Origin of the sequence: Nocardia seriolae NBRC 15557 (assembly GCF_007990715.1) — a bacterium.
Taxonomy (GTDB): domain Bacteria; phylum Actinomycetota; class Actinomycetes; order Mycobacteriales; family Mycobacteriaceae; genus Nocardia; species Nocardia seriolae.
In genome coordinates this window covers 18255-31945 of the sequence record NZ_BJWY01000091.1, presented here as the reverse complement: position 1 = coordinate 31945, position 13691 = coordinate 18255, and the positions used below count along the sequence as shown (strand labels likewise).

12 protein-coding genes and 1 riboswitch are annotated in these 13691 nt (G+C 67.6%); of the genes, 7 read left to right on the top strand and 5 right to left on the bottom strand.

What is annotated here, in order from left to right:
- Window positions 1-37: 37 nt before the first annotated feature.
- A riboswitch (cobalamin riboswitch) is annotated at window positions 38-174 on the bottom strand.
- Window positions 175-395: 221 nt separating this feature from the next.
- The 5 genes from NS2_RS24635 to NS2_RS24615 all read left to right on the top strand — a co-directional run bounded on the left by NS2_RS24635 (window position 396) and on the right by NS2_RS24615 (window position 4856).
- Complete coding sequence (locus NS2_RS24635) at window positions 396-791, top strand: hypothetical protein (protein ID WP_143161441.1); 396 nt, start codon at window positions 396-398, stop codon at window positions 789-791.
- A gap of 108 nt (window positions 792-899) precedes the next feature.
- Window positions 900-1739, top strand: a complete 840-nt coding sequence (locus NS2_RS24630) for an SGNH/GDSL hydrolase family protein (protein ID WP_071812118.1) — start codon at window positions 900-902, stop codon at window positions 1737-1739.
- A gap of 153 nt (window positions 1740-1892) precedes the next feature.
- Window positions 1893-2780: an SGNH/GDSL hydrolase family protein gene (locus tag NS2_RS24625; RefSeq protein WP_033089760.1), complete on the top strand. Its 888-nt coding sequence runs from the start codon at window positions 1893-1895 to the stop codon at window positions 2778-2780.
- The gene (locus NS2_RS24620) at window positions 2777-4096 is read left to right on the top strand and encodes an acyltransferase family protein (RefSeq protein WP_228102635.1); all 1320 of its coding nucleotides are present in this window, start codon (window positions 2777-2779) and stop codon (window positions 4094-4096) included. Before NS2_RS24625 ends, NS2_RS24620 begins: the two co-directional genes overlap by 4 nt.
- A gap of 97 nt (window positions 4097-4193) precedes the next feature.
- Window positions 4194-4856, top strand: coding sequence for a hypothetical protein (locus tag NS2_RS24615; RefSeq protein ID WP_033089761.1), 663 nt, complete (start codon window positions 4194-4196; stop codon window positions 4854-4856).
- Between the two features lie 4 nt (window positions 4857-4860).
- Here the strand turns inward: NS2_RS24615 and narI are convergent, their stop codons facing one another.
- The 5 genes from narI to NS2_RS24590 all read right to left on the bottom strand — a co-directional run bounded on the left by narI (window position 4861) and on the right by NS2_RS24590 (window position 12492).
- Entirely contained in the window at window positions 4861-5595 is a 735-nt protein-coding gene (narI, locus tag NS2_RS24610; RefSeq protein WP_033089762.1) for a respiratory nitrate reductase subunit gamma, read from the bottom strand.
- Window positions 5592-6272, bottom strand: coding sequence for a nitrate reductase molybdenum cofactor assembly chaperone (narJ, locus tag NS2_RS24605; protein WP_033089763.1), 681 nt, complete (start codon window positions 6270-6272; stop codon window positions 5592-5594). Before narJ ends, narI begins: the two co-directional genes overlap by 4 nt.
- On the bottom strand, window positions 6269-7966 hold the full coding sequence (narH, locus tag NS2_RS24600) for a nitrate reductase subunit beta (protein WP_052086791.1): 1698 nt from the start codon (window positions 7964-7966) through the stop codon (window positions 6269-6271). The genes narJ and narH overlap by 4 nt, the downstream gene beginning before the upstream one ends.
- 11 nt (window positions 7967-7977) lie before the next feature.
- Window positions 7978-11682: a nitrate reductase subunit alpha gene (locus tag NS2_RS24595; protein WP_036547859.1), complete on the bottom strand. Its 3705-nt coding sequence runs from the start codon at window positions 11680-11682 to the stop codon at window positions 7978-7980.
- Between the two features lie 366 nt (window positions 11683-12048).
- The gene (locus NS2_RS24590) at window positions 12049-12492 is read right to left on the bottom strand and encodes a hypothetical protein (RefSeq protein ID WP_071812116.1); all 444 of its coding nucleotides are present in this window, start codon (window positions 12490-12492) and stop codon (window positions 12049-12051) included.
- Between NS2_RS24590 and NS2_RS24585 the strand changes: the two genes are divergently transcribed.
- Together NS2_RS24585 and NS2_RS24580 are read left to right on the top strand one after the other, a co-directional pair.
- Window positions 12452-12622, top strand: coding sequence for an ABC transporter ATP-binding protein (locus tag NS2_RS24585; RefSeq protein WP_106852438.1), 171 nt, complete (start codon window positions 12452-12454; stop codon window positions 12620-12622). The genes NS2_RS24590 and NS2_RS24585 overlap by 41 nt on opposite strands.
- 208 nt (window positions 12623-12830) lie before the next feature.
- A complete protein-coding gene (locus NS2_RS24580; RefSeq protein ID WP_096490698.1) occupies window positions 12831-13613 on the top strand; it encodes a helix-turn-helix transcriptional regulator in 783 nt (260 codons plus the stop codon).
- The last annotated feature ends 78 nt before the right edge of the window (window positions 13614-13691 follow it).

Genomic DNA, 13691 nt, shown 5'->3' with positions numbered 1-13691 from the left:
AGTACTAGGGTGAGAGGGGATTGCGCGCCCCCTCGGCCGATATGACATTTCGGCGGCCCGGGGTCTGACTCACACCCGCGGGTGATCACAGTGGCGCGACCGTCCCGGATTCTCACCGGATTCCACGAGTCGCCGATCAGTTAAAGATACGAAACCCCCAACAAACTGGTCAAACGTGGGTCCACAGTGTGGAATCGCGGGTGCGCCGGGCCCGGTCATCGAGCTGCGGGTGGAACCGGCCGTATCGGGACGATAGGGTCTGAACAGGGCGAACGGTTTTCGCTGCCCTCGGGATTCGGGGCATTTTTCCGATTCGGTGTGGCTGCGGAGAGTCGGTTGAATACACTCTCCGCTGAAGTGAACAGTCGTCACTTCAGTTCAGATGCGAGGTATTCATGAAGTTTGCTACACCAGGGGTTTTCGCCGCGCGTGCCGCGGCGGCTGTGATCGGCGGCGCATTGCTGCTCGCGGGGGCCACCGGGTGCGGCACCGACAAGGCGTCCGAGGGGTCCACGGGCGGCGCCAGCAGCACGGTCGCCACCTCGGCGGTCGCGAGTTCGACCGCCGCGCCCGCGCCGACTTCCGCCGCACCCGCCCCCACCACCGAAGCACCCGCGCCGCAGCCCGCGGCCACCGAACCCGCCGCGCCGCAACCTGCCGCGCCCGAGCCTGTGCAGTCCGCTCCGCAGCCGGCCGCGCCCAAGCCCGCGCCGCAGACCCAGCAGCAGGCGCCCAAGCCCGCGCCGCCGACCCTGGACGCGCCCGGCTTCGAACCCCGCGCCGGGTACTGAGCGGGCTGGACGCTCCGGTGCTGGGCAATGGTGGGCGGTGGCGTTATGCCACCGCGATGGCGCTCGCGGCGACGGTGACCGCCGCGGGCGCGGTGACCGCCGCGGGCGGTGCGGGGGCCGATCCGGCCCCCGCGGGCAAAGAGCTGGTGGTGCTGGGCGATTCGTTCTCCGCGAACGACTGGGACCACTTGCGAGGGCAAGGACGACTGCAACCGGCACGGGCCCACCGCCTGGCCGGTGCAGCTGAGCAAGCTGATGGGCGTGCACGGGACCGATCGGGTGTCGGACCCGTCGTGCCCGGGCGCGTCGATCGACAGCGGGCCGGGCTGGACCATGGCCCAGCAGGCGCAGCGGGCCGACCGGGAAGGCGCGTTCGGTCCGAACACCAAGCTGGTGACGCTGCAGTTCGGGATGAACGACAAGTGGGGAAAGTCGGATCAGACCCTGTGGAATTCCTTGCGGCCCTGCGTGTTCAACCTCGCCCTCGGCTGTGATCCGGAGGCGGTCGACGAGGGCCGGATACCCGACTTCAACGGTGTCTCCGGTGCGCTGATGGCCAAGCGCATGAGCAACGCGGTCACCTACATCAAGTACTACGCGCCCAACGCGCGCATCGTATTCGTCGGATACCCGGAGCTTTTCACCCCCGGCAGCAGCACCGTCTGCCTCAGCGTCCTCGGGGTCGCGCCCTTCATCAATCCGCGGGGCCGCGCGGTGGTGGAGTACCTCGACCGGATCGACGTGGCGCAGCGCGAAGCGGCCCAGCTGCTGGGCATCGATTTCCTCGACGCCCGCGCGCTCACCGCCGGGCACGGCCTCTGCTCGTCGCAGCCGTGGTTGAACGGAATCGCCGATCCCCGTGCCGATCTGGACGGCCTGCCCTTCCATCCGGCGTCCCAGGGCGATGCCGTGGTCGCGAACGCGATCTACGACCGCTACGGACACTGATCGACCGCCGCGGCCTCGCGGCTCAGCACAAACTCCGCGCGCAAAACTGAAAAGTTAATGTTCACTTTGCGATTCGAGGGTTCAATGAAGTTCCGTATCCCAGGCGCATCGGTAGCTGCTCGGACCGAAGCAGCAGCGTTGTGCGCCGCGGTCATGGCCATCGCAGCGGTCATGACGGGAACCGCGGGCGCACAAGCCGATTCGTCCGGGGCAGGCAACAGCCCCGCCCCGGACGGCAAACAGCTTGTCATCCTCGGTGATTCGTTCACCGCGAACGGCTGGTCCCCGTTCTCCAGCGAGAAGCGATGCGACCACGGCGACACCGCCTGGCCCGCCCAGCTGTCCACGCTGATGGGCCTGGACGGCACCGATCAGGTCTGGAACCAGTCCTGCCCCGGCGCGGCCATCGAGGGCGGCGACGGCTACACGCTGAGCGTGCAGGCCTCCAATGCCGCCAAGGCGGGCGCGTTCGGGCCGCGCACCGAACTGGTGACGCTGCAATTCGGATTCAACGACCGCTGGGGCGGGGCCGATCAATCCCCGTGGAGTTCCGCCGCGGGCTGCTTCTACGAGATCGCCGGGGGCTGCGGTCCCGACGCGGTGGCCGAGGGCCGAATGATCGACCCGCGCAACATCACCGGCGCCGAGTACGCGGCACGCATCAGCAAGGTGGTGACCTACGTCCGCTACTACGCGCCCGCCGCGCGCATCGTGGTCGTCGGCTATCCGGAGCTGTTCGGGTCCGAGCAGCACGCCATCTGCTTCGACATCCTGGGCCTGGCGCTCGAACAGCCCAAGGGCCGCACCGTGGTCGAGTACTTCAACCGAATGGACCAGGCCGAACGCGAGGCCGCCGCGCAGACGCAGGTGGAGTTCCTGGACTCCCGCGCGCTGACCGCCGGGCACGGCCTGTGCACCCCGCAGCAGTGGGTCAACGGCATCTTCGATCCGCTGATCAAGGTCGACGGTCTGCCGTTCCACCCGGCTCCCGAGGGCGACGCCGTGATCGCCAACGCACTGTACGAGAGGTACGCACGATGACCCGCCCACCCGAAGTCATGAACCCCGCGCACGCGGCGGAGTCGTTCGGCGCCCAGCTGACCGAACCGGCCCAGCCCGCCGCGGTGGTCCGGCCCGAAACCCCGCGCCGGACCGCCGAACCCGCGATCGCCGCCGCGGCGGTGGCCCGGCCCGCGCTGCCCTCGCTGACCGGTGCCCGCTGGTGGGCGGCCTTCGCGGTATTCGTGCTGCACGCCCTGGTGTTCCTGCCGGTCTACCCGTTCCAGAAGTCGGAGCTGTTCCGCCACATCCACGAGTGGGTGCCCATGCAGCTGGGCGCGGCGGGCGTGACGTTCTTCTTCGTGCTGTCGGGCTTCATCATCTACTGGTCGTTCAAGCCGGGCATGACCAAGACCGCCTTCTACCGGCGACGCGTTCTGAAGATCTATCCGACGCATCTGCTGGCCGCGGCCGCGTTCATCGTGGTGGCGAGCGTGCCGCTGCACCGCGCGGTGGTGTGGGTGCCGAACCTGCTGCTGGTGCACACCTGGGTGCCGAAGTGGACCACGGTCGGCGGCCTGAACGTCCCGTCCTGGTCGCTGGCCGCGGAAGTCCTGTTCTACGGCAGCTTCCCGCTGCTGCTGCCGCTGGTCATGCGCGTCCCGACCCGCCGCCTGCTGCTGGCCATGGGCATGCTGTTCCTGGGCATCGTCGCGCTGCACACCTCCTACTTCCTGTGGGTCGACGGCCCCAAGGGCATCGCGAATGCCTTTGCGCCCCGGCTGGTTCCGGGCAACACGTCGCCCTACTACGAGCTGCACGCCTCCCCGGCGTGGTTCCGGCAGCCGAATATCCCGGTGTCCCTGTCGTATTGGCTCAGCTACACCTTCCCGCTGTCGCGGCTGCCGGAGTTCTTCCTGGGCGTGCTGGCCGCCCGCGCGGTGATCGAAGGCCGTTGGCGCAATACGAATATGGTGTGGCCGCTGTTGGCCCTGACCGTCGCGTACGCGGCGACCTGGGTGGTGCCGGTGAACTACAAGATGTCGGTGCTGCTGCTGGCCCCGATGACCGCGGTGGTGGCCACCATGGCGACCCGCGACCTGGCGGGCATCCGCGGCGTCAACTCCCACCCGATCACGGTCTGGCTGGGCAATGTCTCCTTCGCGTTCTACCTGATTCAGTTCCCGGTCATGGTGCTGATCACCCGGAAACTCATCGGCGGCAAGGAATTCGGCATCCTCGGCTGGGCGGGCTTCTCCCTGCTGAGCCTGGTGGTCTCGACCGTGCTCGCCGCTGCCCTCTACCACTGGGTCGATCTCCCGATCATGCGCAACTTCGCCCGCTCCAAGCGCCGCTGACCGCCTCCGGCTGCGGCGCGTCCCTGGGCGACGCGCCGCGTGCTGGGCGGATGGCGAGGTGCGGGATCCTGTCGGTTCCCGCCGCTAATCTGCGGGGATGGTCAAACCGGAATCGGCGTTGCGCCGGCTGATGCGCGACACGGAAAAACTGCTGCAGCCGTACGGTTTTGACGGAGCCGATCCCAGCTGGGTGCGAGTGCTGCCGGACGGGGTGGCGACGGTGGCGCGCACCCGCACCTTCCGGACCTTCACCGGCGGACAGCAGGTGCTGAGCTTCGGACTCGGGTCGAGTGCCACCCCGATGGCATGGTGGGAGTTCCGCAACTGGCGCAACGATCGACTGGGCCTGTCGCCGGTGCCGCTGGAATCCGCGAGCGGGCCCGGCCTGCTGGAGGGCGACGGGCTGCCGGAGGACCCGGCCCGGCTGTGGTCGATTCGCCTGGACCCGGACCAGCCCGGGCACGTCGTGCCCGGGGACATCGACGCGATCCGCGCCGAACTGCCCCGTCGCGTCCACGCCTGCGCCCGCCGCGCCCTGCGCCTGCTGGAACCGGACGCCTACCTCGAAGAGCTACTGGCCCAGCCGAATCCGACGGTGACGGCCCGGGAAGCCGTGGTGGTACTGCTGGCCGAGCAGGGGCCCGGAGCGCGGCTCGACGACGCCGTCGAGGACCTGCTGCGGGCCGCGGGGGATCAGCCCGCGCCCTACACCCGGGAAGTCATCGAATACTCGACCACACCGGCCGTGCCGAGCCGATAGCGTACTAGCGGCGGGGGATGGCCGGGGTCTCCCAGGCGCGGGCGTAGCGGGTCTTGTCGGCGGACTTGTTCGGCTTGGCGCGGTAGACGACATAGGGCCGCACGAGATAGCCGACGGGTGCCGAGAACATGTGCACCAGGCGGGTGTAGGGCCAGAAAGCGATGAGGGACAACACGATCAGGCCGTGCGCCTGGAACGTCCAGGGGGTGCCGACCATGAGATCGGGCTGCGGGTGCAGGGTGAACAGGCTGCGGAACCAGGGGGAGACGGTTTCGCGGTAGTTGTAGGTGCCCCACAGCAGGTTGCTGCCGACGGTATTGAGCAGCCCGGTGATCAGCGCCGCGGCCAGCAGCACGTACATCACCTTGTCATTGGTGGTGGTGGCCTGCCGGACGGCGGTGAACTTGATGCGGCGGAAGATCAGGATGCCGATTCCGGCGATGACCGCCACGCCCGCAACCGATCCCGCCGACACCGCGACCACGTGGTAGAGGTGCTCGGAAATGCCGACGGCGTCGGTCCAGGACTGCGGGATCAGCACGCCCAGCACGTGCCCGCCGATCACTCCCAACATGCCGAAGTGGAACAGCGGGCTGCCCAGCCGCAGCAGCCTCGATTCGTAGATCTGCGAAGACCTTGTGGTCCAGCCGAATTGGTCGGTGCGATAGCGCCACAGGTGGCCCAGCGCGAACGAGGTGAAGGCGATGTAGGGCAGCATCAGCCAGAGTGCGGCGCTCATCGGCGGGCCTCCTGTCCGGTGAAGGCGAGCGGGTCCATGGCGAAGGGGTCGAGCCCGACCTCCTCCTCGGGCGGCCCCTGTGCCGCGAGTTCGGCGATGCGCCGGCGGTCGGCGGTGGTGACCGGTGGCAGGGTCGCCACCACCGACGCCAGCACCCCGGCGTAGGGAGATCCGCTGTCGGAAAGCGACAACCGCAGCAGTTCCAGCACCGGGACGTGTTCGCCCAGCAGTCGTTCGCCGCCGATCGGGTCGACGGTGGCGGCGAATTCGAGCAGCACGGGCAGATGGTCGGGCAGTTCCTCGTCGCCGAGCTCGACCCCGGCGTGGCGGTAGGCGTGCTTGAACCGCAGCAGCGCCATACCGCGCTTACGGGTGTCGCCGTAGGCGTAGAAGGTCAGATGCAGGCTGGCCCGGCGGCGCATATCGAAGGTCTCGACGTATTCCTGGGCGAGCGCGATCGGATCGCCGGTGCGCAGGTGGGTGAGGAACCCGGCCAGCAGCGGTCGCACCGAATCCGGCAATTCGCTTGCGGCGGAGTCGAGTTCGTCGAGCATGGCCAGCAGCTGCGCACCCGGGTAGTCGAGCAGCAGCGCCCCGAGCCGCCACACCAGGCGGCGGTCGCGTTCGCTCAGGGCGACGGCGGGTTCGGGCCGCCGCCGCAGTTTCAGCAGGCTCATCGCGACACCCCCGTGGTCTCGGGTTCCGCCGCCGGATCTCCGGCCGGTTCGGGCTGGTGCCCATTCCCGTTGGCTCCGTTGCCATTGCCAGCGGCGCCGTTGCCGTTGGTGGAAGTGGGCACCAGTCCGGCGGTGCTCTTGCCGTCCCAGTTCAACAGGTTGACCCGGTTGGACTTCTGTTCGGGCGCGGCACCGTTGGTATCGGTGAGGTGGAACTTCTCGGCCATGTAGTCGAAGGCCGTCATGCCCGGTCCGCCGTCGGTGTCCAGGGAGCAGCCGGTGGCCAGCGAATCCAGTTCGTGGGCACGGGGAGTCGCGCCGGAGGGGATGACGTAGCGGTGCTCGTACTTGGCGATGGCGAGCAGCCGGTACATGGCCTCGATCTCCTCGGGCTCGAGGCCGACCGCGTCCGGGATGGACAGGTCGGGCTCCTGGCCGGGATTGATCGAGCGCATGAACGAGCGCATGCCCGCCAGCCGCTGCAAAGACGCTCGCACCGGGCCGATCTCACCGGCGGTGAACAGTTCGGCCAGGTACTCCAAGGGAATACGCAGCGCGTCGATCGCGCCGAAGAGATTGTTGTGGTTCTCTCCGTCGTGCCCGGTCTGGGTGAGGGTGTCCACCACCGGCGACAGCGGCGGCACGTACCAGACCATGGGCATGGTCCGGTATTCCGGATGCAGCGGCAGCGCGATCTGATAGTCCACGATCAGCTTGTAGACCGGCGAATCCTGCGCGGCGGCAATCCATTCCGGGGAGATCCCGGCCTCTTCGGCCGCCTTGATCACGCGCTCGTCGTGCGGGTTGAGGAACACCCCGAGCTGCGACGGGTACAGGTCCTTGTCATCGGTGACCGAGGCGGCCTCGAGCACCTTGTCGGCGTCGTAGAGCATGACGCCGATGTAGCGCAGCCGCCCGACACAGGTCTCCGAGCACACGGTCGGAATGCCGACCTCCACGCGCGGGTAGCAGAACGTGCATTTCTCCGCCTTGCCCGTCTTGTGGTTGAAGTAGATCTTCTTGTACGGGCACCCGGTCACGCACTGCCGCCAGCCGCGGCACTTGTCCTGATCCACCAGCACGATGCCGTCCTCGGCGCGCTTGTAGATCGCACCCGACGGGCACGACGCCGCGCACGAGGGATTGAGGCAGTGTTCGCAGATGCGCGGCAGGTAGAACATGAAGGTCTCTTCGAACTCGAGCTTGACCTGCTCGGAGAGCTTGGCCAGCAACGGGTCCTTGCCCACCTGCTCGGGTCCCGACCCCAGCGAGTCGTCCCAGTTCGCGCCCCAGGTGACCTTGGTGTCCTCACCGGTGATCAGCGACTTGGGCTTGGCCACCGGGGTGGTGTCCATCTGCGGTGCCGACAGCAGCGTGTCGTAGTCGTAGCTCCACGGGTCGTAGTAGTCCGACACCGTGGGCAGATCCGGATTGGCGAAGATATTGAGCAGCCGCTTCATGCGCGACCCGGACTTCAGGGTCAGACGGCCCTTCTTGTCGAGGGTCCACCCGCCCTTCCACTTCTCCTGGTCCTCGTAGCGGCGCGGATATCCCTGTCCCGGACGGGTTTCCACATTGTTGAACCACACGTACTCGGTGCCCGAGCGATTGGTCCAGGCCTGCTTGCAGGTGACACTGCAGGTGTGGCAGCCGATGCACTTGTCCAGGTTCATGACCATGGCCAGTTGCGCCATAACACGCATGATCAGTACTCAACTTCCTGCGAGCGCTTGCGAATGGTCGTGACCTCATCGCGCTGATTTCCGGTGGGACCGTGGTAGTTCAGGGCGAAGGACTGCTGCGCGTAGCCGCCGATGAGATGCGAGGGCTTGATCATGATGCGGGTCAGCGCATTGTGGATACCGCCGCGCTTGCCCTTGCCCTGCTTCACATCCGGGGTGCCTTCGATGCGCGGCACGTTCACCGCGCGGTCCTGGGCGTGGTACATGAACACCGTGCCCTCGGGCATGCGGTGCGACACGATCGCGCGCGCCACCACGATGCCGTTGCGGTTGATCGCCTCGATCCAGTCATTGTCGGCCACACCGATTTTCGCGGCGTCCTTGTCCGACATCCAGATCGCCTGCCCGCCCCGGGAAAGCGTGAGCATGTGCAGGTTGTCCTGGTAGGCCGAGTGGATGGACCACTTCGAGTGTGGGGTCAGATACCGCACGGTGACGCCGTTCTCGCCCACATTCCCGATGCCGGGCTCGGCGAACAGCGCCGACATGTCCAGCGGCGGCCGGTAGATCGGCAGCTGCTCGCCCAGTTCGATCATCCAGTCGTGATCGAGGTAGAAGTGCTGCCGCCCGGTCAGCGTATGCCAGGGCTTCTTGCGTTCGACATTGATGGTGAACGGCGAATACCGCCGCCCGCCGGTTTCGCTGCCGGACCATTCCGGTGAGGTGATCACCGGAACGGGCCGGGCCTGCGTGTCGGCGAAGGTGATGCGCTTGCCCTCGTGCTCGGCGGCCAGATCGGCCAGCTCGGTCCCGGTACGCCGTTCCAGCGCATGGAACCCTTCCACCGCGAGCCGGCCGTTGGTGGTGCCGGACAGGGCCAGGATGGCCTCGGCCGCGTGCGTGTCCTTGGCCAGCGACGGACGACCTTGCGCGACACCGGAAGCCACGGCGCCATTGACGCCGCGCAGATAGTCCACCTCGGCGTCGGGCAGCGTGGTGACGCCCTTGGTGGTCAGGCCCAGTGTCTCGACCAGTGGTCCGAGCGCCGCCATCTTCTCGGCGACCTTCGGGTAATCACGTTCGACGACGACGAGTTTCGGCATGGTGACGCCCGGAACGGGCTCGCACTCGCCGTGCTTCCAATCCAGTACCCGGCCACCGGCCTGGGCCATGGCGTCGGCGCTGTCGTGCTGCAACGGCACCGCGACCAGGTCCTTGCGCACGCCCAGGTGCTTCTCGGCCAGCCAGGAGAAGCCGCGCGCGATGCGGTGGAAGGCGTCGAAGTCGGTCTTGGCCTCCCACGGTGGGGAGATGGCCGGGGAGAAGGCGTGCGCGAACGGGTGCATGTCGGTCGAGGACAGGTCGTGCTTCTCGTACCAGGTGGCGGCCGGGAACACGATGTCGGAGAACAGCGTCGTGGAGGTCATGCGGAAGTCCAGCGACAGCAGCAGATCCAGCTTGCCGGTCGCGGCCTCGTCCCGCCATTCCAGCTCCTGCGGCCGCACCCCGGTGGCCTGGCCGGTCTGCAGGTTGGAGTCCGCGCCGAGCAGGTGCTTGTGGAAGTACTCGTTGCCCTTGCCGGAGGAGCCGAGCAGGTTGGCCCGCCACACGGTGAGCACGCGCGGGAAGTTCTCCGGGGCGTCGGGGTCCTCGCAGGCGAAGCGCAGATCGCCCGACTTCAGGCCGTCCACAACGTATTCCGGCGCGGTCTTGCCCGCCTGCTCGGCCTCGTCGACCAGATCCAGGGGGTTGCGGTTGAGCGTCGGGTAGGACGGCATCCAGCCCAAACGCGAAGCGAGGGCGATATTGTCGGCGGCCGTGCGCCCGGCGAAGCTGCCGTTGCCCAGCGGTGAGGCGAACGATTCGCTGGTGAACGGGTCGTAGCGCCACTGGTCGTTGGCCAGGTACCAGAACACGGTGCCCTGCATCTGGCGGGGCGGCCGCTGCCAGTCGGAGGCGAAAGCCAGGGTGGCCCAGCCGGTCACGGGGCGGCACTTCTCCTGGCCGACGTAGTGGGCCCAGCCGCCGCCGTTGACGCCCTGGCAGCCGGTGAGCAGGGTGAGGGTGAAGAAGCTGCGGTAGATCTGATCGGAGTGGAACCAGTGGTTGGTGCCCGCGCCCATCAGAATCATGGACCGGCCCTTGGAACGCTCGGCATTGTCGGCGAATTCGCGGCCGATGCGTTCGGCCTGTGCGGCGGGGACGCCGGTGATCGATTCCTGCCAGGCGGGCGTGTACGGCTCACTCGCATCGTCATAGCCCGTCGGCCAGCTGCCGGGCAGGCCGGGACGGGCCACGCCGTACTGTGCCAGCAGGAGATCGAACACCGTCGTCACCCGTCGTCCCGCGATGACGGTGGTCGGCACGCCGCGGGTGAGAACCGCTGCACTGCGGCCCCCAGACCCACCCGGCCCGTCGAAGCGGGGGAACTGTACGGCCGCAGCATCATCGGTGCGGCCGTGCAGAGTCAGCAGGGGATCGACATCCCCGAGTTCGAGGTTCCAGTGGCCCTTGCCCGCTTCGGTGAAGCGGTGCCCCAGGGAACCGTTGGGCACCTGAGGATTGCAGTCGGCATCGAGCAGGACGGTCTGGTGCGCCGCGCCCTCGCCGGTGTGGCCGAGGTCGGCGGCGGTGAGGAACTTGCCCGGGACCGCGACGCCGTCCTTGTCCTCGAGGGTGATCAGGTAGGGCAGGTCGGTGTAGCGCTTGACGTAGTCGGTGAAGTACGGAGTCTGCTTCTCCACGAAGAACTCTCGCAGCACCACGTGCCCCATGGCCATGGCCAGCGCGGCATCGGTGCCCGGCCGTGCGGGCACCCATTCGTCGGCGAACTTGGTGTTGTCGGCGTAGTCGGGGGAGACCACGACGACCTTCTGGCCGCGGTAGCGGGCCTCGGTCATGTAGTGCGCGTCCGGGGTCCGGGTCACCGGGACGTTGGAGCCCCACATGATCAGGTATCCGGCGTCGAACCAGTCCGCGGACTCCGGGACGTCGGTCTGGTCGCCGAACACCTGCGGGGAAGCCACCGGCAGGTCGGCGTACCAGTCGTAGAACGACAGCATCGAGCCGCCGATCAGCGAGATGAAGCGGGCCCCGACGGCATGGGAGACCATGGACATGGCCGGAATCGGCGAGAACCCCGCGACGCGGTCGGGCCCGTAGCGCTTGATCGTGTAAACGTGTGCGGCGGCGGCGATCTCGGCGGCTTCCCACCACTCGGCGCGCACGAATCCGCCCTTACCGCGCGCGGACTTGTACGCCTTCGCCTTGTCCGCGTCCTCGACGATGGACTCCCACGCCAGCACCGGATCCTTGAGCCGGGTCTTGGCCTCGCGGTACAGCTCCAGCAGCGTGCCGCGCACGTACGGGTAGCGGATGCGCGCGGGGGAGTAGGTGTACCAGCTGAACGATGCGCCACGCGGGCAGCCGCGCGGCTCGTACTCCGGCTTGTCCGCGCCCACGCTCGGGTAGTCGGTCTGCTGCGACTCCCAGGTGATCACGTCGTCGGACACGTAGATCTTCCACGAGCACGAGCCCGTGCAGTTCACGCCGTGCGTGGACCGCACCACCTTGTCGTGCGACCACCGCTCGCGATAGAACTCGTCGGCCTCGCGCCCACCCACCTGGTGCAGGGTGCGCAGGTCGCCGGACACCTCGCCGCGGTTGAAGTACTTCCCCAGTCGAAGCAGCGCATCGGCGGACGAGTGTCCGTTCTGCGTGTTAGCCATTGACGCCCCCTTCGAGCTGGAATACCGGGCTGCTGGCTCGACTGTAAGGAGGTTGGGGGAGGCATCAAAACGGTTCGCTCACATCACTCGGAAGAGGTTTGTGAGCTGTGAGATCCAAGAAATCTTCCGGTCACCACGGGGTTGCGGTCACGCCCCGGCCGTTTCGCGCCGACCTGGGAAAACGCGGTATTCACCCACGAAACATGCTATCGGGAGCGGCGTTGGAACGGGTCGCAGTGATGGTTCAGAAACGACTGCTTCGCGCTTACTTAACATTTGTTTAAACATGTGCAGATAGCCGAAAGATCGCTATGGGTGCTTCAGGTCACCTCCCGCGGAGCCTGCGGCCGTAGCGATACCCGGCGTCTACTGGGCGATCAATTCGGCCTCGGAGTCCAGCGCTTGCCGCGTCTCCTCGGACACCCCGACGGCCCCGGGCCGATAGGTCACCGAGCGGAGGTCGCCGGTGTAGCGGAAGACGCCGCGGCGGTCACGGAGGTCCCAGGAGACCGGGCCGCGGGCGTCGAGGCCGACGGAGATGCCGGTCCAGGGTGACATGCCGACCAGCTGCACCTGATTCGGGAGGGCGGCGGCGCGGACGCCGTCTATGCCCAGGCCGAAGTCCCAGCGCAGGTGGGGTGCGACCGTTGCCGAGACGGTGAAAAGGCGGCTGCCGGAGGGGATTTCGCCCGCATCGACCGTGGTGTAACGCCCGTAGGCGTTGTAGCCGAAGATCAGGCGGCCGTTCTCGACGTAGAGCAGGTAACCGGTGCTGCGCGGTGGCGGTATTGTCGAAACAGGCCCGGTCACAGCGGTATTCCGGAAGCCGCGCGAGGAGTACACGCGCCGCCTGATCGACGCCGTACCGGCCCCCGATCCGGTGCGGGCGCGCCGCGGGGAAAACTCCGCGGCGTCACAGCCGCTGGCGCTGGGGGCGTGAGGATAATTTGAAGAGCCGGATTCGGAGCGGCTGTCCACGGATGCGCGGGGACATATACCAATAGGATTATCCGGTGATACTGATTGGATTTGCGCTGCGCGACGATTCGTATCTCGATCTGTGTGAGTATCCCTGCTGAAGGAGATCTCGGCGGTGCCTCCACGGGGAGGCCGGTGGGGCCGACGGGATTCCGCTAAGGAGGCACCAGGTGGGCGCGAGAGCGGTATGCGGACAGGATTTCCGGGAAATCGAAGCACCCACCTTCGGAAACCTGCTCCGGCGCCTGCGCGGCAATCGCGGCGCTTCCCGCGAACGTCTGGCATTCAACGCAGGTGTAAGCGCAAGTTACATAACGCATTTGGAGAAGGGCGACCGCGGCAACCCGACCCGCGAGGTGGTCGAGGCGCTCACCCGTTACCTGGACCGGCTGGAACCGCTCTCGACCGCGGACCGCCGCCAGCTCACCGACCTCGCGGGCCTGGGAGCGGCGGAACTGTCCAGCGTGGCGGAACTGCGCGCGGCCATCACGCCGGAGATGACCCGGGCCCTGGAGTTGCACAGCCCGAATCCGGCCGCCCTGCTCGACATTCAGGCCAATGTGCTGGCCAACAACGACGGCTGGGACGACACCTTCCCGGGTGTGCGGGAGGACGGCAACATGTTGCGCTGGTTCTTCGGCAACGAGCTGGCCACCCGGGTCATGGTGAACTGGGAACACGATGCCCGCCGGGTCGCGGCCTGGATGCGCGGATTGATCGGGCGCTCGGGCAATACCGAGGGTTTCGCCGATCTCATTCGCGAACTCGGGGAATTCCCGAAATTCCGGCAGGCCTGGTCGGACGGCGGGGTGGAGTTCGCGCCGCATGTGTGGACCCTGCACCTGCGCAATCCCGTGACGGGGCGGCGGCGCCGGATTTACGCCCAGACCGGAGGACTGGACGGTGCGGCCTACCCCGGCCAGCTGCTCACCATTCTCGGACTGCCCGGTTGACGATCTCACCCGTTTCGGGTGAGGCGCGGACATTCGGCGACATTCGGATGGGGCGCGGACACCGCAAACCCCTTTGCG

What these genes read in the sequence shown, in the direction of transcription:
- NS2_RS24635 (WP_143161441.1), top strand. Translation starts at nt 396, where the DNA reads ATGAAGTTTGCTACACCAGGGGTTTTCGCCGCGCGTGCCGCGGCGGCT.
- NS2_RS24595 (WP_036547859.1), bottom strand. Translation starts at nt 11,682, where the DNA reads ATGGCTAACACGCAGAACGGACACTCGTCCGCCGATGCGCTGCTTCGA.
- narJ (WP_033089763.1), bottom strand. Translation starts at nt 6,272, where the DNA reads ATGAGCCTGCTGAAACTGCGGCGGCGGCCCGAACCCGCCGTCGCCCTG.
- NS2_RS24625 (WP_033089760.1), top strand. Translation starts at nt 1,893, where the DNA reads ATGGCCATCGCAGCGGTCATGACGGGAACCGCGGGCGCACAAGCCGAT.
- NS2_RS24615 (WP_033089761.1), top strand. Translation starts at nt 4,194, where the DNA reads ATGGTCAAACCGGAATCGGCGTTGCGCCGGCTGATGCGCGACACGGAA.
- NS2_RS24620 (WP_228102635.1), top strand. Translation starts at nt 2,777, where the DNA reads ATGACCCGCCCACCCGAAGTCATGAACCCCGCGCACGCGGCGGAGTCG.
- narI (WP_033089762.1), bottom strand. Translation starts at nt 5,595, where the DNA reads ATGAGCGCCGCACTCTGGCTGATGCTGCCCTACATCGCCTTCACCTCG.
- narH (WP_052086791.1), bottom strand. Translation starts at nt 7,966, where the DNA reads ATGGCGCAACTGGCCATGGTCATGAACCTGGACAAGTGCATCGGCTGC.